This window comes from Solemya pervernicosa gill symbiont (assembly GCF_002020875.1).
Lineage (GTDB): Bacteria > Pseudomonadota > Gammaproteobacteria.
This window is the reverse complement of record NZ_MPRL01000081.1, coordinates 1-20,996: the sequence shown is the minus strand read 5'-3', so window position 1 is coordinate 20,996 and position 20,996 is coordinate 1. Positions and strand designations below refer to the sequence as shown.

Here is a 20,996-nt window from a genome sequence, read left to right as displayed (position 1 = left end):
CCCGCCATAAAAGCTTTACTCGAGCTGCCGAGGAGATCCACCTCTCTCAGCCCGCCGTTTCGATCCAGGTCAAGCGGTTGGAGGAGAATGTCGGTAAGGCTCTGTTTGAACATGTTGGTCGTCGTATTACCCTCACCGAGGTCGGGCGCGAGCTCTACGATGCCAGTAAGGATGTGCTGGGGAGACTGGCAGAGTTAGATGGTGCCATCGACTCTCTCAGCGGCGAGGTTGCCGGCACCCTCACCGTGACTGCGGTGACCTCGGCAAAGTACTTCCTGCCCCATCTGCTTGGTGCCTTTCTTCGTCGCTACCCCGATGTGGAGCCAAAGCTTAAGGTGGCCAACCGCGCCAGTCTGCTGGAGCGGGTTGGGGATAACGAGGATGACCTCTACGTCATGGGGCATGTCCCCGATGACCTTGATGTCGAGGCGGTTCCCTTTCTGGAGAACGTCATCGCCGTGGTAGCCAGCCCCAACCACCCGTTGGCGAGCAAACGCAAGATCACCCTCAAGCAGCTGACCGAGGAGCGTTTTCTAGTGCGTGAATCGGGTTCGGGGAATCGCAAGGTGGTGGAGGAGTTTTTTGAAGATCAGGGGCTCAGTATCAACCCCTATATGGAGCTCGGTAGTGCTGAGGCAATCAAGCAGGGGGTAATGGCGGGACTGGGCATCTCAGCCCTGTCGCTGCATAACCTACGCCTGGAGATCGCTGCAGGACAGATCAAGGTACTAAAAGTGGAGGGTTTCCCGCTGCGCCGTCGCTGGAATGTGATTCATCGCAAAGAGAAAAATCTCTCGCCTGCAGCACAGAGCTTTATCGAGTTCCTGCAGACCGAGGGGCAGCACCTGGTTAATGAGGCGATGCAGGTGAAGATCTAGGTAGCAGGGAATAGGTGTTGGGTGTGACCTTTAGCTAGACACCCCCAAACCTTAATAGGCCAGCGAGCGTTCGTACTCATCCATGAAGTGGTAGAGCGAGCTGTCGAGTACCTTGATCGCACCATCGAGCAGGTGGCAGCGGCCACTGCCGGGCAGGATCTTGCAGAGGTTGATCAGTGCGTCGAGATCGGCGCGGCTCCCCTCGCCGGTGTCGATCTTACCGAGCAGAAGCGCGACGTAGTAGGTGCCGGTCTTGCACGGTGGGCACTGTCCACAGGAGTTCTGGGCGAAGAAGTTGATGTACTCGGTCACCCGCTTGACGATACCGGTGCCTTCGGAGATGACGATCATCGCACCGGTTCCCAGCGCCGAACGGCGCTTGGCGACCGATTCGAAATCGAGCGGTACATCGAGATCCTTGGGGGTAAGGATGGTGTTGGAGGGGCCGCCGGTGAAGACCGCCTTTAGCTGCTTGTCCATCAGCATGCCACCGCCGTAGTCGTTGATCAGCTCATCAAGTGGGATTCCCATCGGTAGCTCGTAGACGCCGGGTTTGAGTACATCGCCACTGAGTGAGTAGATCTTGGTGCCCGAGGTCTCACCCAGTCCCAACTCCTGATACCACTCGACGCCGTTACGCAGGATGTGCGAGACGTTGGAGAGGGTCTCGATATTGTTAATCAGGGTCGGGCAGCCGTGTACGCCGGATTCTGCAGGAAAGGGGGGTTTGCCACGAGGGAAGGGGAATTTCCCTTCGACCGATTCGATTGCGGCGGTCTCTTCGCCACCGATATAGTAGCCAGAGCTCTCAACCACGCGGTACTCGAAATCACCCTCGTAGTGATCGGAGAGCTGGCTATAGAGGTTTGAGTCGAGCCACTGGGCGACGGCGCGGCGCATCGACTCGAGTGAGCTCTCCTGCTCAGGGTTGATATAGAAGACGACGCGGTTAATGCCGGTTGCCAATGCGGCAATCGTGGCACCTTCGATCACCTGATGGGGGCACTCATGTAGCAGAATGCGGTCCTTGAAGGTGCCTGGTTCATCCTCGTTGCCATTGCAGATCAGGTATTTCTCGCCGGTACCCGCATGGGCCGCAACGAAGCCCCACTTCTTGTGTGTGGGAAAACCGCTGCCGCCGAGTCCACGCAGGCCCGCCTGCTCGATCATCTCAATGATCGCTGGGGGTTCCATCTGCAGTGCTCGCTCCAGACCCTTTCCGCCGTTACCTGCAAGCCACGCCTCAAGGTCGGGGCCGATACGGTTATCCGAGTTGAGTAGTACCTGGTTAAGTCGCTCCATGGTCACTCCTCCTCCCGGTTGCGGGTTTTACGTAACCCTTCATATTCAGCATCAGAATCGAATTTTGCGTAGTCGGGGAAGAGCATTGGCCCCTGCAGATCCATCGGCATCTTGGCCAGGGTCAGGTCGCGCTGCATAGGCCCAAGATGGGCGATTGAGACCTTATTGTGACGACGCTGATAGCCGCTCTGTGCCGCAACATGGCCGGCACGACGGCCGAAGCTGATGATCTCCAGCAGCGCGTTACCCATCATGCGATTCTTGCCGTGTAGTCCGCCACTGACCTCACCAACGCAGTAGAGGTTGGGTACGGTGGTCTGGCCGTTCTCATCGATTACTACACCACCGTTCTGGTAGTGGAGGGTGGGGTAGATGAGCAGCGGTGTTTTAGCTGGATCGATCCCGCTCTTTTTGCCGAGCTGGACCAGCTTGGGAAAACGTTTGTTGATGATGCCGGGGTTGCGCAGATCGAGTCCGGGTGTATCGAGCCAGATTCCGATACCACTCTCACCCGCATCAACACCGCGTCCCTCAGCGCACTCACGAATGATGGCAGAGGATACGTGGTCGCGTGGTTTTAGCTCGTCGACGAAACGTTGGCCCTCGGCGTTGATCATCTGCGCCCCGGCAGAACGTACACCCTCGGTAATCAGGGTACCGGCCAGGTGGTGCGGGTAGGCAAGGCCCGAGGGGTGATACTGGAAAGAGTCGAGGTCGCGTAGCTGGGCACCGAGACGATAGGTGAGCACCAAACCATCACCGGTCGCGCCGAAGTGGTTGGAGGTGGGAAAGGCGTTGAGGTGCATGCGACCGATGCCGCCAGTCGCCATGATCACCGATTTCGCCTTTACCAGTACGTTACGGCGTTTTTTCAGATCGGTAATGACGGCACCAGCGCAGTGGCCCTGCTCATCGGAGAGCAGCTCAACGGCGGGGCTGTAGTGCCACACCTCGATCTCACGGTTGAGCACCGATTCACGTAGCACGCGCATCATTTCAAGGCCGGTGTAGTCGCGGAAATAGACGACACGATCGGCGGTGGTGCCGCCAGCACGCCGGGTGAGCAGGTCGCCAAACTCGTCGACATCGAACTGCATGCCCTGTTTGATCAGCCAGCGGATTACATCGGGGCCGTCCAGGACCATCTTCGCGACCAGATCCTTATCGGCCAGGTTGTGGCCACCACGAAGGGTATCGTCATAATGGATCTGCGGGGTGTCATCTTTGTCGATGGAGGCCTGAATGCCGCCCTCGGCCATGACGGTGTTGCTGTCACCCAGGCGCAGCTTGGTGGTGAGAATGACCCGCGCACCCTCTTTGGCAGCGGTCAGTGCGGCAGCGCAACCGGCGCCACCGCCGCCAATGATCAGCACATCGGTCTCGACCGTCTTGGCGCCGGCCAGATCGGCCTCGTCGATGCGAGCATTGGACTGCAGCATGTCAGCCAGCTGGCGGTGGCAACGTTCACCGCGATTGGCGCCGACCTCCAGGTCGACAATCGAACCGCCGAGATGGTCGGGATGGTGGTCGCGTAGCAGGGCATCAACATCGACAGATGTGTCTGGCAGTTCATGAGCGGTGCCGTGAACCTGCTGAAACCGTGCCAGTGCCTCTTTGTAGGGGGTGCCTTTACTCATAGCTCTCTTTATCGTCCGATCTCTGGTAACGGACTACTTAATGATCTGCAGTTGATCGGTGCGAAGTGCCTCGAGACGATTGATCAGATTAGAGGGGCGGATGTGGAAGTATGCGGTCACCCGGCGTGAGAATAGCCCAACGTGGTTGGGTGAGATCAGCTCCGGGCAGGCAGTCATGCAGAGGTTACACATGATGCACTCAATAAAGAGATCGCCTGCCTCCTTGAAACGCCCCTTGTTGGCGAGCCTGACACCATGCTCGACATCGATACCCTTGGGGCAGGTCTTCACACAACCGCCACAGTGACGACAATCCTGTGCCTCGGGGAAGATGCGGTGGAACTGTGCCTGCACATCCCAAGAGTTCTTTATCTCATCGAGCTGGTAGGTGTGGTGGGTTGGCGTGGGGAAGACCAGGAAGATCACCTGCATGCCATTCTCAACCAGGGTCTGGCAGCCGAGTTCCATTGAGACATCGGCATCATCTTCACGACGAACCAGGACGCGACACGATCCACAGACACCCTCAAGGCAGCCAACGCTCTTCACCCGCGGGTAACCGGCGTGCCAGAGCGCCTGAATCACTGAGAGTGAGGAGGGGGCGGTGATCTCGTTACCGTTGATCGTGAGCTGTACCAGCTCTTCGCTTGTGTTACTCATAATTACATTAACTCACGAGTGGACGGGGTCTAAACCAGTCGGTCTTATTATGTGGTGACAGCGATACCCGCTGCTGAATAGGGTAATTCTACAGAAATTGCGGCTATTCGAGAAACCGGATAATCACTTTCTGTTCTCAGGTTACTGCGGTTTGTGATGGCAACACTCTGCTAACTTGTCTAAAGTTTCCACTGAGGTTGCCGCTCAAACGGACGATGGGTGTTATCGCAATGCTCCCGCTGACCGCCATGGATAGCGGGCGCCGTAGGCATAAACGGTCGCGTTAAGTATTTGCCGCTTGCTTGGGCTTGGACGCCCAAAACAAGCTTCCGCAAAAATAGCGACTCCCCGAGTGGGTGTCTCAGTTTTCTCGAATCAGAGTACTAGCTCTCCACGTCCGAAGGATAAATTGTTGTTGCGATTGGGTGGTGAAGCGCCTTATCTTATGAGGTCTTTAATGAATGCAGGCTCTATCTCACGATGGTCGGAGCGGCAATAACTAAATCTTGAGCTGAGGCGAGGGAGTAGGGCAATGAATCAAATGGTTGAAGCACAGAAGAACCCAATTTCGCGATGGGTGACTTTTCGCTTGGCTGATGAGAGTTACGGCATCGATGTGATGCAGGTGCGTGAAGTGCTACGCAACACTGAAATCTCTCCTGTCCCCGGCGCACCGGGCTATGTACTCGGAATTATCAATCTACGTGGCAATGTTGTTTCAATTATCGATACCCGTACCCGCTTCGGTCTACCGATACATGAGGCGGATGATTCCTCACGTATCCTGATTCTCGAAACTGCAGATACCGTGATCGGTTTCCTGGTCGATAGTGTTAATGATGTGGCTGAGCTTAACGCGGCCGATATTGAGCCTGCTCCCGATACCGGCAGTGGCAACACGGCTAACTACATCAGTGGATTGAGCAATCGTGAAAGTGGTCTGTTAATTCTCCTCGATTCCAACAAGATGTTGACCGAGGAAGAGATGATGGAACTCAACAGCCTCTAACTCTACTAGCAACAGATCTCAATACCCTGCGGAGGTAGGATGGAAGCGGCGAATGAGAATAGATTTGAGTTACTTCTGTTCCATCTCGGTAGCAAACAGCGCTACGGTATCAATGTTCTCAAGGTCAAAGAGGTCATCGGTTGTCCCGAACTGACCCATGTCCCTGAGAGTCATCCCGCTGTACGCGGTGTCTCCCACCTCCGTGGCGAGACGCTCACTATTATCGATCTCTCTCAATCCGTTGGCCTGGCACCACTTCCCGAGAGTGAGGATGTTGATGCCTCAGTCATCGTCTCGGAATTTAACCGTGTCATGATTGGTTTCCTCGTCAGTAAGGTGGATCGAATTGCGGTCTGCGACTGGAAGGATGTTCTTCCTCCGCCCAAAGGGAGTGGGTTGGGTAGTTACATCACGGGTGTGACCGATATCGAAAAGGAGCTGGTGCAGATTCTCGATGTTGAACGCATCATTGGTGAGGTGGTCGGTTCAGAGGTGGTAACAGCGGCCGACCTTAGTCTCGACGGCAACCAGGCTGCGCTACTCGAAGGTAAGCGCATTATGTTGATCGACGATTCCCGTATGGCGAGACACCAGATCAACCAAACTCTCAATAGCGTCGGTATTGTCACCATCGAGGCCCAGGATGGGGTTGAGGCACTGAAAAAACTGCGTCAGCTCTCGAGTGATGAGGGTGATAATGGCGCTGGTGTCGATATGATTATCTCCGATATCGAGATGCCGGAGATGGATGGCTATACCTTTACCCGTGAACTCAGAAATGATCCTGAATTCTCCGACAGCTATGTGCTGCTGCACACCTCACTTAACGGTGCGATCAATGAGGATAAGGCGACCACCTGTGGCGCCAACGACATCCTGACCAAGTTTGTTGCCGATGAGCTGATCAAGGCAGTTATCAAGGGACTCTCCTGAGCCTTTAGTACGTTTTACTCATTCCGTTTGTTTGTTGGGCGTCTGACGCGTTGCGTTGGCTTGGCTTGGCCTTGTACTGTGTTGCCCTAACTATCCCGATTATCTCCGCTGTTATAGTGTTGCGTTCCAAATGAATGGATAACGAGTTCTGAGTATGAAGGTTTTAGTCGTCGGTGGAGCCGGATATATCGGCTCGCACATGGTCAAAATGCTGCTTGCAGCGAGCCATCAGGTAGTAACGCTGGATAATCTTTGTAACGGCCATCGCGATGCCGTTGTTGGTGGAGAGTTTGTTGAGGGTGACCTGGGTGATCGCGGTCTGTTAGATACGCTGATGAACCAGCACTCGTTTGATTGTGTGGTGCACTTTGCATCCTTCATCGCTGTCGGGGAGTCGGTTGTTGAACCCGCTGAGTACTATCAGAACAATGTAGCCGCAACGCTGAATCTTCTCGATGCGATGGTGAGCCACGGAGTGAAAGAGCTGGTCTTCTCATCTACTGCCGCTGTCTACGGTGAACCCGAATACTCGCCGATCGATGAAGCACACCCCACAACGCCGATTAACCCCTACGGACGTTCGAAGCTGATGGTTGAGCAGATATTGCAGGATTACGATCGTGCCTACGCTCTGAAATCGATCTCGCTACGCTACTTTAACGCGGCTGGAGCGGATCCAGGGCATCAGTTGGGGGAGCGACATCAACCCGAGACCCACCTGATTCCGTTGGTACTCCAGGCCGCCTCTGGACGACATAAATCGATCCAGCTTTATGGGCGTGATTATGCGACGGATGATGGCACCTGCATTCGTGACTATGTGCATGTGGTTGATCTCTGCAGTGCCCATCTACTGGCGCTCGATTGGCTTAAGGCTGGGAAGGGGAGTGGTGTTTACAATCTCGGTAACGGTAATGGCTACTCTGTTCAGCAGCTGATTGATGCAGCGGTGCGTGTCACGGGGCGTGAGATTCAGATAGAGGATTGCCCGGCGCGTGATGGTGATGCAGCCATACTGGTGGCGGATGCATCGCGGGCTATTACTGAACTCGGTTGGCAGCCAGAATTCAGTGCGCTAGATACTATTATTGAACACGCTTGGCAGTGGGAGTTGCACCACTGGAAGGCCTGATAGTCTTTAAGCTGCTGCACCCTGTTTGAGGTAGCCGAGCAGGTTCTCTGCGGCGAGGGGACGACTATAGTAGAAGCCCTGGATCATGTCGCAGTTGTGCTGTCGTAGGAATTTAAGCTGTCCCTCGGTCTCAACACCTTCAGCTACCACATTGATATTGAAACTTTCGGCAAGGCCGATAATCGCCTTCACCAGAGTGGCGTCATCGTGGTCGTGGGTGACGTCCTGAACAAAACCCTTGTCGATCTTGATGATGTTGACTGGGAAACGTTTCAGATAGCTGAGTGATGAGAAGCCGGTGCCAAAATCGTCGACCGAGAGTTTCACGCCGGTCTGCTTGATGGTGTTGAGCCAGAGCAGTGTCTCTTCGGTATCGTCAAGCAGCAGCCCTTCGGTGATTTCAAGTGTCAGCAGAGTAGGTTCGAGTCCGACCTCATTCAGCATCGTTACGATTTTCTCCGAACTCAATCCGGCCTTGATCTGCCGAGAAGAGAGATTGACGGAGATGCCGACCGGGTAGCCGTTCAAGCTCCACTGTTTGGCCTGAGCGCAGGCGTTTTCCAGTACCCACCAGCCGAGCTGGTTGATCAAGCCAGACTCCTCTGCAAGCGAAATAAAGCGATCGGGTGGTATCAGACCATGCTCTGGATGTTGCCAGCGTACTAGTGCCTCGGCATGAACCGTCTGTTCATTTACGGTATCGACAATTGGTTGGTATTCGAGGAAGAACTCATTGCGCTCAAGACCTGCGCGCATATCTTTCTCCAGCTGCATGCGCTCGAATACCTGCTCGTTCATAGTAAAGGTGAAGAAGCGGTAGTCATTGCGTCCCGCATCTTTGGCGCGATACATCGCCATGTCGGCATTACGGATCAGATCATCAGCATCAGAGGCATCATCGGGGTAGAGGGTAATACCGATACTTGCACCAATGAAGGTTTCATTACCCTCGAGAATGAACGGTTCAGAAATCTTGTTGATGATCTTCTGTGCCACGGCGGCAGCATCGTCACTATGGTTGATCCCTTGCAGAATTACGGTGAACTCATCACCGCCGAGTCGCGCAACGGTATCCGCCTCGCGTACGCAGTCGATTAAACGCTCGGCGACCTGTTTCAGCAGATCATCGCCGACGGCGTGTCCCAGAGTATCGTTGACGATCTTGAAGTGATCGAGGTCGATGAAGAGCAGCGCCGAGGTCCATCCCTCACGGTGGGCGTTGCTGATGGCCGATGAGAGGCGATCACGGAACAGGGTGCGGTTAGGCAGACCGGTGATGGCATCGTAATTGGCCTGCCAGCGGATCTTCTCTTCGGCGTTTTTGCGCTGGGTGATATCGCTGAAGATGGCGATGTGCTCAATAACATTGCCTTCATCATCTTTGATCACCGAGAGTGAGAGCCACTCGGGGTAGACCTCGCCCGATTTGCTTCGGTTCCAGATCTCACCCTCCCAGTACCCCTTCTCCTGCAGCTGTACCCACATCTCATTGTAAAACTCGGGACCGTGCTGTCCGGAGTTGAGTAGGTTGGGGTTTTTACCGATCACCTCTTCACTGCGATAACCGGTGATTTTTGTGAAACTCGGGTTAACCGCCATGATCTGGTTGTCGGCGTTGGTAACGACAATACCTTCGTTGCTGGTATTAAATACTGCAGCAGCGATTCGAAGCTGCTCCTCAACCTGTTTACGCTCGGTGATATCCTCTTTGACCGCCAGATAGTTGGTGATCTCACCATTTTTATCCCGGATGCCTGAGATTGATGCGAACTCCCAGTAAAGGTCGCCGTTTTTGTGTTTGTTGAGGAACTCACCACGCCATTCGCCACCAGAGTCGATCGTCTTCCACATCTGCTTATACTCTTCACTACTGGTCTTGCCAGATTTGAGAATGCGTGGATTCTGTCCGATGATCTCTTCTTCGCTATAGCCAGTCAGTTCGACGAACTTGGGATTTACATATTCGATGTTGCCTTTGGTATCGGTGACCAAGATTGAGGCAGGACTCTGTTCAACCGCCTGTGACAGACCGTAGAGCTTACGCTCCATCTCGATGCGCTCGGTGATATCGACATAGACACTTGCGATGCCACCCGTTGAGATGGTGCTGCTGTTAACCAGATAGTGGCAGTTATTGACCAGAATTTCGCTACCACCAACCTCACTGCTACTGTTGAGCAGCAGGTCATTGAGCATGCTGCTGTTGGCGGCATAATCGCCACGTTCCAGATAGTGTTCTGCCAGCTCCGTCTGACTCACACCGAGCTGAAGCAGATCGGCAGATTCACCAAAAAGTTCAGCATATTGGCGATTCCAGAGTACCAGGCGATTGTCGTCATCGAACAGGACAAAGGCTTCAGAGATGCTCTCCAGGGCGTCGTGCAGCTGGCGATTGGCGCTGTCGCTTGCGGCACGGGCTATGCGTATCTGATAGAGGGTGTAGGTAAGCCCGGCAATCAGACTCAGTACCAGTACGATCAGTATCTGACTGATGGTGTAGAAGTGCTCTGATTGAGACTTGTAGAAGCTTTCGTAACGACTACGTACCTGTGCCAACAGCTGGCTGCTGGGGAGTTGGTCATAGTCGATGATCAGGGAAGATATTTGTTCACGATGTTTTATGTTGGCTGTGAGATGGAGCAGGATGCTGCTGCGTAGCTTGTGAAGGCTCTCTGTCCATACCGGCACCTTTAAATCCTTGATTAGCTGCTCCAGACGCTGCTGGTGATCGCTGCTGGGAAATAGGTTGTAGTTGAGAAAGGCGCCGAGCAGGTGTGTGCCAAAGTCAGAGGTGCTGAATTTGGTCTCAGTGTGCAGTTCATCAATGAGTCCTGGCAGATACTGGAGCGAGTTCCTGAGCAGTGCCGCCTCCAGCTTTATTCGTTCGAGAATCTCGCTTTTAAGTTGACTGCTCTCGAGAAACTGATCTATCTGGGAATCAAAGCGCTTGTCGATAATGCCGCGTAGTCCGACATCAGTTGAACCGATCAGTTTGCGGTTGGCTCGAATCTGGCTAACGGTTTCAACAACTGAGTCGTAGTGGTGTGGGCGCAGGGTAAGAATGCGCTGCACATCACGGTCGAGCTGGGTATTGAGCTGATTGGCACGCTGAAGCAGCTCCATCCTGGCGGTGTACTCTTCACTGGCAAGGTTCTGTTGCATCAGGAAGTGTCCCGCCATGACAATCGAGAGCAGGAGCAGTATTGCAGCTATGGTGATGAAACGTTCCTGTTTCACTGCTCAGGCACCTCGTAGGGCTTGCCCACCAGTGAGTGTAGAAAGTCGATAATCAGCGCGGTGTCCTGGTCGGAAATCTCCCGGCCAAGTTGATATCGAGCCATGGTGCTGACGGCCTCTTCAAGGGTGGCAATGGAACCGTCGTGGAAGTAGGGGGCGCTTTTTACCGCGAGCCTTAGACTTGGTACTTTGAAAGCGTGGCGGTCAGCCTCATTTCCGGTTACAGAGAAGCGACCCAGATCACTCTCATCCTCTACTTTAGTGAAGTAGAGGTCCATCGCCCCCATGCGGCTATACATATTGCCACCGACATTCACTCCCTGGTGGCAGGCGATACAGCCATACGATTTGAATAGACGATAACCCTCTAGGGCTCGTTTCGGTATTGCCGATTCCTCACCTCTGAGGTAGCGATCAAATGGCGCATCAACTGTTACCAGCGAGCGTTCGTAGGTGGCAATGGCGTCAACGATATTGTCAGATGTAATGAAGTCGCTATAGATCTGATTGAATTTACTGGCGTAGGCAGCATCGTCACGAAGTTTGATCAGTACCTCATTCCAGGTGGAGCCCATCTCAATGGGATTGTGTACCGGACCGGATGCCTGCTCTTCAAGGGTGTCTGCACGTCCATTCCAAAACTGAGCGACGTTGAAACGACTGTTGAAGACGGTCGGCGCGTTGACCGTACCCATTGCGCCATTGATCCCCGTGGAGATGCTGTTTCCATCGATGCCAGCTTTATCGATATTGTGGCAGGAGGCACAGCTTATGGAGTTGTCTTTGGAGAGACGTCTGTCGTGGAAGAGCTGTTTGCCGAGCGCTATCTTTTCGATCTCAAGATCGCTGAATACAGGGTGGGGAACGGGGGTAATGGGCTCTGCAAGCGGATTGGCAGATAGGCTAGCAGGAAGAAGGAGTGCTAGGAGAAAGGTGACTAGAAATTGTACGCGATCTTCTACACTGCGTAGCATTGATGTGACCCGGATGAAATAAAACGTCGCAAGCTGTGGGCGACTCCACACTCCTTAATATTTGGCGATGAGTCAATTATCGCCGATCCATTAGTTAATACTAATATTAAAGGCGATCTAAGGCAATAATTTTCCTTGGATATATTGTGGTTGTCAGTGGTCTGTTGAACGCGGGAGCAACTCGAATGTGCGCTAGTTAGAATAGTTCGATATCACCTGAGTCGTCATCGACAAGATCGGGCTTGGAAGAGGCCTGAGGGGCCGGTCTATTCTTTTCTTGAAAGGCATTACTCGGTGTGGAGGCTACCGGCTCAATACTGATCAGATTAGAGAGTTCAATGTCATTGCTGATGTTGAATGATGAGAGTGAGGTGTTAAGTTGCGCGACCAGTTCGTTTAGCTCAGAACCGAGCGATTCCATTGAGATGGCGTTGTTTTCAGATTGTTTCGTGGTCATGGTCAGATTGACCGTATTGTTGTTGATCTCGGTTGTGATAGATGACTGATGTCCAACTGCTTCATATATCTGCTGGTTCATCTCAGCGATTTGACGGTTTGCGGTGTCGATCTCCTGAAGTTCTGAGGCCACCTCGATGACCTTGGTGAGTGCTTCACTGGTGTGTTCACGATTACCGTTCAGAGCCTGTTGTGTGTCGTCGGCGTTATTTTTCAGCTCATCAATGATGGTGTTGATCTGCTGGGTGGAGTCCTGAGTGCGCACAGCAAGATTGCGTACCTCATCAGCAACGACGGCAAAACCACGTCCATTTTCTCCCGCTCGTGCAGCTTCGATCGCGGCATTGAGGGCTAGCAGGTTGGTCTGGCCAGCGATCTTGTTGATCACCTCAAGAACGATACTGATGTCGTTTACGCTGCCCGCAAAGCGCTCCATTTTCTCAACGGTTTCGCCCGCTTCGTGATCAAGGCGCTGCATGAAACTCTTGGTCTCCTGCATGATCGAAAGACCCTTCTCACTCCGACCGTAGGCAGTGGTTGCCTGCTCAGTTGCACTTTGGGTGTTCTCCCCAATGGTATCGGTGTCCTGCTTGAGCGCCTGGATTCGGCTGGTCACCTCATTGACTTCAGCCTCTTGTCCAACGCCATGGGATGAAGAATAGCCTCCAGTTGTTTCTCTCCCTCATTAAGGCGTTCTACAAATGTTGTTAGTGAACTGTCGGACTGTCTGTTTTCGAGCGCCTGACTAAACTCAATCGCGGTCTTGGTCATAACGAGTAGGGCACTATTGAGATTGCTCTGGTATGTCGCGACTCGTGCTGCGACTTCAGCATTACTCTCTTTCAATGCCTGGTACTTACTATTGAATAGCTGGTGGTGTCTGTCGACCTCCTCAAGAAGGCTGTCGCATCCCTGACAGAGTGTATTGGTAAGAGTGCCGTAATAGAGACGAGAAGAGAGGTCGGAGGTTGTGTGGGTGATCCACATCACCTCATCGTCCATACCGTAGACGTAATCAGCCGTGGTGATCTCTTCGAGTGTGCTGCTGTTCCAGAGATGTCCCGCCGTAACTAAGGCGGCTAGCAGCAGATTGGCACCGATGATCAGCAGCAGTAGATAGCGCTGAATGCTCTTTGCTTCGCCTAACCAGCGTGATAGTCGTTTCACTTTAACTCACCCGTGTTTAGAATGGCTCTAACTGCTACCTGTTAACCTAGACAAACGTTGTATGCAGATAACCGCAGATAACACCCTGTATTTGTAATTATGAGCTGGTCGGCAGCAAATTGCTGTTCCGCAATACAACCAGCTTTGAGTGCTTCTGCCAGACTATACCATTTCAATTGTATATGTCGGACCGTTTAGCTCGATTCTTTAATTGTCATGATCAAACTTAATAAGCTCCCACCATTTTCGTGTGAATGGGGCTGTGATGTGAAGGCAATGGGCGGCGTGAGGGATTCTCGGTCGAGTTGTTGGAGGGTGAAACGTCGAATTGTTTGTGTGATATCGAGATTTTCGTAAGCCGTCTCGACGTTTTAGTGCCATCTCGCTGGATCGATTGTATCGGTGTTCTCTTCGCTTCCGATCGTGCAGTGAGCGTTGTCATGGAGATGAACGCGACTCTGCTATCAATGGCATACGAAATACTGTACTTTTTCGCTCAGAGGTCGATAGTAATTTAGAACAGTTGGCTGAGTAGTCGACGCGGGGCTTAGCGGTTTACAACAATAAATGAGAGTTATCGCAGTCATTAACCAGAAGGGCGGGGTTGCCAAGACAACAACAACCGCCAATCTTGCCTCTGCGCTTGCGAGAAGTGGCAAGCGTGTGACGGTGATCGATCTCGATCCACAGGGACATCTGGCCACCTATCTGGGTGTCAATGAACGTAGGTTGGCGGGCGTTGATAGGCTGTTGCTGGCTGACGAGTCTCTCTCCTCCGTCACTATGGATGTAAGAGACAATCTCACCCTCGTTCCTGCCGGCTCCAATCTCGATGCCGTGGAGCAGATGACCAACGGACGACTGGCCAAGAGTAAACTGCTTAAGCAGGTAATTAATGAGTCACTGACAGATCAGGACTATGTCCTGATGGATTGTCCGCCTGCATCCGGCTTGCTCGATATATTTGCCCTCTATGCAGCCAAAGAAGTGTTAATTCCGGTCAATGGCGACCATCTTTCGCTTCATGGCCTCTCACATTTCATTGGTACCCTAAAGAAGGTCGAGTCGGTGCTGGGACACAAGATTCCTCTTCATATCGCACTGACTCGCTTCCATCCACGAAGGCGTTTGGCTCGTGATGTGATGCAGAAACTGCTCGAGTACTTCCCAGGGCGGGTTCTGGCGACACCTGTAAGGGAGACCGCTGCGCTTGCAGAGTGCCCAAGTTTTGGTAAAACGATATTTGAGTATCGACCAAGAAGTGTCGGTGCTAATGACTACAGGCAGCTCGCTCAAGATCTTGAGCTGGGGAGAACGATGTGATTGATGATGAACAGGATATGGTCGGGTTCGACCCACTGGCCTGGCTTAAGGAAGACGATGAAGAGATTATCGAGGTCGATGTGAGCGGGGAGCCGGCAACCGATGAGCAGGCGGTTGTCGACAATGATAGTAGCAGTGACGAGATCCTCGAAGAGGCGCCGCAGTCTGAGAAAGATGCTGCGACTTCTGCAGAAGAAGTACCGGCGGCAACGGAGGAGAGAGACGATATGATCGATCTAGGTGATAACCTGCATATCTCGGGGGTTGCGGAGCTACATGAGAGGCTCAAAAAGGCGATTGCAGAGGGCGATGTGATTCTCGATGCTTCGCGAGTCGAAGCAGCCGACGGCGCAGCATTGCAGTTACTTTGCGGACTGATGCAAGAGGCCGCAAAGCGGGAGTTGAAGGTGGAGTGGCGCGGTGTTCCAGATACACTGCGGGAATCCGCTCAACTACTTGGTATAGATCAAGAAATCTGGCCTTCATAGGCAGGTGTTGTGCTGCAGAACCGTTAAGATTGATTCAGAATATTGATTACCACACATTTCATTGGGTATGGGGTATGGTAGGCCAACAAATAGAACAATAAATAGTCGAGTAGCGGGTGCTACACCTTTGGTTTTCAATCGGCTTTCATAGCGAATGTGCGGAGACCAGCCCGTTACCGATTTTCAAGAGATAACTAAACCGCAAGTGTTAAGGGTGAGTGGATGATTCGGCATCAATGAGACAGATGGTCTCTTTTAGCCTCAAAGGGGCTGGTCATACTGTGATTGAGGCAGGAGATGGTGAACAGGCGTTGGATTTAGCGCAAAAGAGCAGGGTTGACCTGGTGCTTACCGACGTGAACATGCCAATAATGGACGGGATAACGTTGATCAAGAATCTACGTGCCCTGCCGAACTATAAGTTTACGCCAATGCTGATGTTGACTACCGAGTCAGGTGCAGACAAAAAAGCAGAAGGCAAGGCCGCTGGTGCAACGGGTTGGATTGTTAAGCCCTTCAATCCTGATCAGTTGCTGGCAACGATCAGCAAGGTATTGAGGTAAGAACATTGACCGATCTCTCACAGTTTCTGCAGACCTTCTATGAAGAGAGTTTTGAAGGGCTGGAGATTATGGAGACAGGCCTGCTCAACCTCGATATCGGTGCTGCCGATGCGGAAGAGATAAACACCATCTTTCGCGCAGCGCACTCGATCAAGGGCGGGAGTGCGACCTTTGGTCTGGGGGATGTGGCCGAATTTACCCATCTCATGGAGACGCTCGATGAGCTCACCCATAATCAGATCTGCGAGCTGATCTTCCACCCCGGCTTATCTACGGCTGAGGTGGTGAGTGATGTCTCAGGGCGCGGCGTGGGAATGGACGTTGTGCGCCGGAATATCCATAGTCTTGGTGGTGGTGTCGAGATTACTTCTGAACTGGGTGTCGGTTCCTGCATTACGGTACGACTGCCACTGACCCTGGCGATTCTCGATGGTCAGACAGTGGCTGTGGGTAAGGAGCATTACATCGTACCGCTGGTCTCGATTATCGAGTCGATTCAGATCAAGCCAGGCACGGTGCGGAGCGTGGGCGGTAGAGGTGAGACTTTCGAGCTACGTGGAGAGTACCTACCCATCATCAGACTCTCCGATGTGTTTAGCGTCGAGACCAAGGTGAGGGAATTAACCGAAGGTCTGCTGGTGGTTGTAGAGGGTGACGGCAAACAGGTTGGTCTCTTTGTTGACGATCTACTGGGTCAGCAGCAGGTTGTGATCAAGTCACTTGAAGCAAACTACAAGAAAGTGGACGGCCTGTCGGGCGCAACTATTCTGGGTAGCGAAGCGAAGGCGGTTAGTCCGCGATAGTCGACGCCGTCTGCATATTCGTAGTTGAGAGCGCGAGCGAACGACGAAGAAGATGCAGCAGCGGCTTTAAAAATAGCGACTCCCCGACTAAACCAGGTCGCACAAGAAAGAAGTGATCCGAGGAGAAGAGGATGGCATCGAATAATAAAGAATTAACAGCCGGTGCAGGCCGTCAGGAACTTGCCCAGCAGATTTCTGGTGAACTCGCACACGGCTCGACGGGAGATCAGTATCTCACCTTCGTTCTTGGAGAAGAGTCGTATGGCGTCGATATTTTAAGGGTGCAGGAGATAAAAGGGTGGACTCCAGTCACGCGTATTCCTAACAGTCCTGATTATCTGCGTGGCGTGCTTAATCTGCGAGGCACGATAGTACCGATTATCGATCTACGCATGCGTTTCAACATGGATAACGTTGAATACACTCCCGTCACGGTAGTGATCGTCGTGTCGGTCAGGAGTGAGACACGAGAGCGCATTATTGGAATGGTGGTTGATGCGGTCTCCGATGTGTTGAGTGTTTCTGCAGAAGATATCCGCGAGACCCCGGACTTTGGCGGTGCGGTGAGTACAGAATATATACGGGGATTGGCATCTGTTGCCGATCAGATGGTAATGCTGCTCGATATAGACAAGATGTTGACCGAAGGTGAACTGAAGAGTCTGGCGGCTGTTTCAGATGTTGTAGCAGAATAATAAAACGAGTGACCAAGGGGTTTTTTTAATAATGAAATTTCTCAATAATTTATCGATCAGATTAAAGATTCTGATCATGCTGGTGGCGCCCGTTATCGGACTGCTCTACTTCTCGATTATCAGTGTCATGGACAAGAGTGATGTGGTTGCTGAGATGGAGTCGGTGGAACCATTGGCTCAATTGGCCGTCAAGGTCAGCGCACTGGTACATGAGACGCAGAAGGAGCGCGGTGCAACAGCCGGTTTCCTGGGCAGCAAAGGCACCAAGTTTGTTACTGAATTACCAGCACAGAGAAATAATACTGATCAGAAACGAAATGAGCTGAATCAGTTCCTGAAAGCGTTCAACAAGGGCGCATACGGTGGGGGATTTGAAAATGGTCTGAATGATGTGCTGAATCGTCTGGGACAGATCGATTCGATCCGCTCATCGGTTAGTGCTCAGACCATCAAGGGTGGTGATGCGATTGGCTACTACACCGGTATCAATGGTCAGTTCCTTAATCTGATTGGTGAGATGACGGCGCTCTCGGATAACGGTGTTATCAGTCGCAATATTGCTGCATACGTCAATTTTCTGCTGGGCAAGGAACGAGCCGGTATCGAACGTGCAGTCCTTGCAGGAACCTTCGCTGCTGATGCATTTGGCCCCGGAGCTCACGCCAAGTTTAGCCGTCTGGTGACCGAACAGGACACCTATGCCAACGTATTCCTCTCTCTGGCAACCGATGAGGCAAAACAGTCTTATAAAGAGGCGATGGGTGACTCTTCAGTGGCTGAAGTTGTACGCATGCGAAAAGTTGCCAATGCGAATGCACAGAGCGGCGGTTTTGGCATCGACTCTGTCTTCTGGTTCAAGACTCAAACGGCAAAGATCAATCAGCTGAAGAAGGTTGAAGACTGGTTGTCTGAATCATTGATTGAACAGGTTGGTGAGTTGCGTGGTCAGGCAAGTACAGCCCAGATGTTCTATCTGATTCTAGCAATCGTTGCGGTTGGTATGGCACTGCTACTTTCAGTATTGATGTCCAGAAACATTACGGGTGCACTGGGACAGGCACTTAATGCCCTGGAGGATATAGCGCAGGGTGAGGGTGACCTGACCAGCCGTCTCGATGCAACGGGGCGTGATGAGATCGCTCAGCTGGCGGGTGCCTTCAATCTATTTGTCGAGAAAATTGAGAGTATCGTCAGTCAGATTCGTCAGATGTCTGAATCTATTCAGACGGCAACGGGTGAGATAGCTGCCGGTAATACCGATCTCAGTGCTCGTACAGAGGAGCAGGCCTCTAGTCTTGAAGAGACCGCCTCAAGCATGGAAGAGATGACCTCGACCGTTAAACAGAATGCTGATAATGCTCGACAGGCCAACCAGCTGGCAGCCAGTGCGCGTGACCAGGCGAGTGAAGGTGGTGAGGTGGTTGGAAGTGCCGTTAACGCAATGGCAGAGATCAACACCTCTAGTCGAAAGATTGCCGATATCATAAGTGTTATTGACGAGATCGCCTTTCAGACCAATTTGTTGGCGCTTAATGCAGCCGTCGAGGCAGCGCGAGCTGGCGAGCAGGGACGTGGCTTCGCGGTAGTGGCGGGTGAGGTGCGTACGCTTGCACAACGCAGTGCTGAGGCCGCGAAAGAGATCAAGAACCTGATTGAAGATAGCGTTTCTAAGGTTGATCAAGGTTCTGCCTTGGTTGATCAGTCGGGCAAGACGCTTGAGGAGATTGTTACTTCTGTGAAGAAGGTGACCGATATTGTCTCCGAAATTGCGGCTGCAAGCTCTGAGCAGGCCTCTGGAATCGATCAGATCAACAACGCTATTACTCAGATGGATGATGTAACGCAACAAAATGCAGCACTTGTGGAAGAGGCAGCTGCAGCCAGTAAATCCATGGAAGATGAGGCACACGGCCTGGCTAGTCTGGTTGGTCAGTTCAAGGTTAGTGAGTCATTTGTACAAGAGGCGCCAGTGGCACCTCGAGAACGCACCGTTCAGCGTTCACGACCAGCGGCTCGACCCGCACCATCTCGCAAGCCTGCAGCCCGTGCGCCGCAGGCAGCAGAAAGTGATGATGAGTGGGAAGAGTTTTAACGTCTTAACGACGACAAAACTGGAGATAGAGAGATGAGAAACGTGTCAATTAAAGCAAGATTAATTGCGACGCTGCTTCTACTTAGTGTGCTCATGGTCGTTATTGGCTACATGGGGCTTCACGGCATGGGGGAAAACATTGCTGGGCTTGAGAGTGTTTACAAGGATCGAGTCGTTCCGTTAAAGGACCTCAAGGTTATCGCAGATGAGTACGCGGTAAATGTCGTTGATACTGCTCACAAGGTCCGCAATGGCAACATCTCTCCTGATCAAGGTGTCAGGAATGTTCAATCTGCAGCCTCCACTATCAATTCAACCTGGGAGGCCTACCTCGGAACAGTCCTGGTTGAGGATGAGGAGCGACTGGTTGCTGAGATCAAACCGCTCAAGGTGATAGCCGATGAACATCTCGATGAGCTGATCGACTTTCTCAATCGTAACGATATGGAAGGGCTGTCGCAGTGGACAATCAGTGACCTGTATGACGGCATCGATCCTATATCAGAGAAGTTTGGTGAATTGATAGCTGTACAACTTGTTGTGGCAAAGCAAGTTTACGATGACGAGATTGTCGCTTATGAAGCTACTCGTAACTTTGCCATTGGACTGATAGTACTCGGTCTGTTGGCAGCCTTAACCGTGGGCTGGATACTGGTTCGAGCAATCACCAAACCGCTTGGTATTGCTATTGAGGCCGCAGATGCGATCGCCAACGGTGATCTGACCAGAAACGTTGATGTGGTCAGCACCGATGAGACAGGACAGCTGTTGAGTGCGCTCAAGACCATGAACGAGAAACTGCACAGTGTGGTCAGTGAAGTACGAGAAGGCACCGATGTTATCGCTTCGGCCTCAAATGAAATCGCCATGGGTAACACCGATCTCAGTGCGCGTACCGAGGAACAGGCCTCCAGCCTGGAGGAGACTGCCTCCAGTATGGAAGAGATGACCTCAACGGTTAAACAGAATGCCGATAATGCCCGCCAGGCAAATCAGCTGGCTGCCAGCGCACGTGACCAGGCATCTGAAGGTGGAGAGGTCGTAGGAAACGCTGTCGCCGCGATGGCAGAGATCAACACCGCGAGTAAGAAGATTGCCGATATCATCAGCGTCATTGATGAGATCGCTTTCCAGACCAACCTGTTAGCACTGAATGCAGCGGTTGAGGCAGCACGTGCCGGAGAGCAGGGGCGAGGCTTCGCAGTAGTCGCCGGTGAGGTACGAACATTGGCGCAGCGAAGTGCCGAAGCCGCTAAAGAGATTAAGATCCTCATTGAAGACAGCGTTAACAAGGTGGAGCAGGGCTCTGCACTTGTTGATGAGTCGGGTAGAACCCTTGAGGGTATTGTCGATTCGGTGAAGAAGGTGACCGATATAGTCTCTGAGATTGCTGCGGCAAGTTCAGAACAGGCCTCAGGCATCGATCAGATCAATAACGCGATTACACAGATGGATGATGTAACCCAACAGAATGCCGCATTGGTAGAAGAGGCAGCAGCGGCAAGTAAGTCGATGGAGGATCAAGCCAGCAACCTGATCAGCCAGGTTTCATTCGCTGACCGCCATGGATAGCGAAGCGAAGGCGGTTAGTCCGCGATAGTCGACGCCGTCTGCCTATTCGTAGTTGAGAGCGCGAGCGAACGACGA

The 20,996-nt window shown here is 52.6% G+C and carries 18 protein-coding genes; 11 read left to right on the top strand and 7 right to left on the bottom strand.

The annotated features are described in order from the left end of the window. Nucleotides 1-878 (top strand): LysR family transcriptional regulator (locus BOW52_RS15135; RefSeq protein WP_078484919.1); only part of this gene is annotated, 878 nt, incomplete at its 5' end. A 51-nt stretch (nt 879-929) separates the two neighbouring features. On the opposite strand, the gene BOW52_RS15130 is transcribed toward BOW52_RS15135, so the two are convergent. The 3 genes from BOW52_RS15130 to BOW52_RS15120 are packed head-to-tail and all read right to left on the bottom strand — an operon-like array spanning nt 930 to nt 4,477. Further along, complete coding sequence (locus BOW52_RS15130) at nt 930-2,180, bottom strand: complex I 51 kDa subunit family protein (protein ID WP_078484918.1); 1,251 nt, start codon at nt 2,178-2,180, stop codon at nt 930-932. Between the two features lie 2 nt (nt 2,181-2,182). Beyond that, nucleotides 2,183-3,817, bottom strand: coding sequence for an FAD-dependent oxidoreductase (locus tag BOW52_RS15125; protein WP_078484917.1), 1,635 nt, complete (start codon nt 3,815-3,817; stop codon nt 2,183-2,185). A gap of 33 nt (nt 3,818-3,850) precedes the next feature. After that, complete coding sequence (locus BOW52_RS15120; protein ID WP_078484916.1) at nt 3,851-4,477, bottom strand: 4Fe-4S dicluster domain-containing protein; 627 nt, start codon at nt 4,475-4,477, stop codon at nt 3,851-3,853. 532 nt (nt 4,478-5,009) lie between these two features. On the opposite strand from BOW52_RS15120, the gene BOW52_RS15115 reads away from it, so the two are divergent. The 3 genes from BOW52_RS15115 (at nt 5,010) to galE (ending at nt 7,551) form a co-directional block, all read left to right on the top strand. Next, the gene (locus BOW52_RS15115) at nt 5,010-5,486 is read left to right on the top strand and encodes a chemotaxis protein CheW (protein WP_236725774.1); all 477 of its coding nucleotides are present in this window, start codon (nt 5,010-5,012) and stop codon (nt 5,484-5,486) included. A gap of 39 nt (nt 5,487-5,525) precedes the next feature. Further along, on the top strand, nt 5,526-6,419 hold the full coding sequence (locus BOW52_RS15110; protein ID WP_078484915.1) for a chemotaxis protein: 894 nt from the start codon (nt 5,526-5,528) through the stop codon (nt 6,417-6,419). A gap of 154 nt (nt 6,420-6,573) precedes the next feature. Further along, entirely contained in the window at nt 6,574-7,551 is a 978-nt protein-coding gene (galE, locus tag BOW52_RS15105) for a UDP-glucose 4-epimerase GalE (RefSeq protein WP_078484914.1), read from the top strand. 6 nt (nt 7,552-7,557) lie between these two features. On the opposite strand, the gene BOW52_RS15100 is transcribed toward galE, so the two are convergent. The 4 genes from BOW52_RS15100 to BOW52_RS15085 form a co-directional block, all read right to left on the bottom strand. Continuing rightward, complete coding sequence (locus BOW52_RS15100) at nt 7,558-10,788, bottom strand: EAL domain-containing protein (RefSeq protein ID WP_078484913.1); 3,231 nt, start codon at nt 10,786-10,788, stop codon at nt 7,558-7,560. Further along, nucleotides 10,785-11,762 (bottom strand): cytochrome-c peroxidase, encoded by a 978-nt coding sequence (locus tag BOW52_RS15095; RefSeq protein WP_078484912.1) that lies wholly within the window; start codon nt 11,760-11,762, stop codon nt 10,785-10,787. Before BOW52_RS15095 ends, BOW52_RS15100 begins: the two co-directional genes overlap by 4 nt. Nucleotides 11,763-11,958: 196 nt before the next feature. After that, nucleotides 11,959-12,696 carry a methyl-accepting chemotaxis protein gene (locus BOW52_RS15090; RefSeq protein ID WP_456242908.1) on the bottom strand — a complete coding sequence of 246 codons (738 nt, stop codon included), beginning with the start codon at nt 12,694-12,696 and terminating at the stop codon, nt 11,959-11,961. A 134-nt stretch (nt 12,697-12,830) separates the two neighbouring features. Continuing rightward, on the bottom strand, nt 12,831-13,385 hold the full coding sequence (locus BOW52_RS15085) for a hypothetical protein (protein WP_078484910.1): 555 nt from the start codon (nt 13,383-13,385) through the stop codon (nt 12,831-12,833). A gap of 567 nt (nt 13,386-13,952) precedes the next feature. Here BOW52_RS15085 and BOW52_RS15080 point away from each other — a divergent pair. From BOW52_RS15080 to BOW52_RS17940, 7 genes are all read left to right on the top strand, one after another. After that, nucleotides 13,953-14,708 (top strand): ParA family protein, encoded by a 756-nt coding sequence (locus BOW52_RS15080; protein WP_078484909.1) that lies wholly within the window; start codon nt 13,953-13,955, stop codon nt 14,706-14,708. Next, complete coding sequence (locus tag BOW52_RS15075; protein ID WP_078484908.1) at nt 14,705-15,196, top strand: STAS domain-containing protein; 492 nt, start codon at nt 14,705-14,707, stop codon at nt 15,194-15,196. Before BOW52_RS15080 ends, BOW52_RS15075 begins: the two co-directional genes overlap by 4 nt. A gap of 218 nt (nt 15,197-15,414) precedes the next feature. Then, on the top strand, nt 15,415-15,759 hold the full coding sequence (locus tag BOW52_RS15070; protein ID WP_269087670.1) for a response regulator: 345 nt from the start codon (nt 15,415-15,417) through the stop codon (nt 15,757-15,759). Between the two features lie 5 nt (nt 15,760-15,764). Continuing rightward, nucleotides 15,765-16,562 carry a chemotaxis protein CheA gene (locus BOW52_RS15065; protein WP_078484907.1) on the top strand — a complete coding sequence of 266 codons (798 nt, stop codon included), beginning with the start codon at nt 15,765-15,767 and terminating at the stop codon, nt 16,560-16,562. A gap of 131 nt (nt 16,563-16,693) precedes the next feature. Beyond that, nucleotides 16,694-17,257 (top strand): chemotaxis protein CheW, encoded by a 564-nt coding sequence (locus BOW52_RS15060; RefSeq protein ID WP_078484906.1) that lies wholly within the window; start codon nt 16,694-16,696, stop codon nt 17,255-17,257. A gap of 31 nt (nt 17,258-17,288) precedes the next feature. Then, a complete protein-coding gene (locus BOW52_RS17945) occupies nt 17,289-19,349 on the top strand; it encodes a methyl-accepting chemotaxis protein (protein ID WP_078484905.1) in 2,061 nt (686 codons plus the stop codon). Nucleotides 19,350-19,382: 33 nt separating this feature from the next. After that, a complete protein-coding gene (locus BOW52_RS17940; RefSeq protein WP_078484904.1) occupies nt 19,383-20,921 on the top strand; it encodes a methyl-accepting chemotaxis protein in 1,539 nt (512 codons plus the stop codon). The last annotated feature ends 75 nt before the right edge of the window (nt 20,922-20,996 follow it).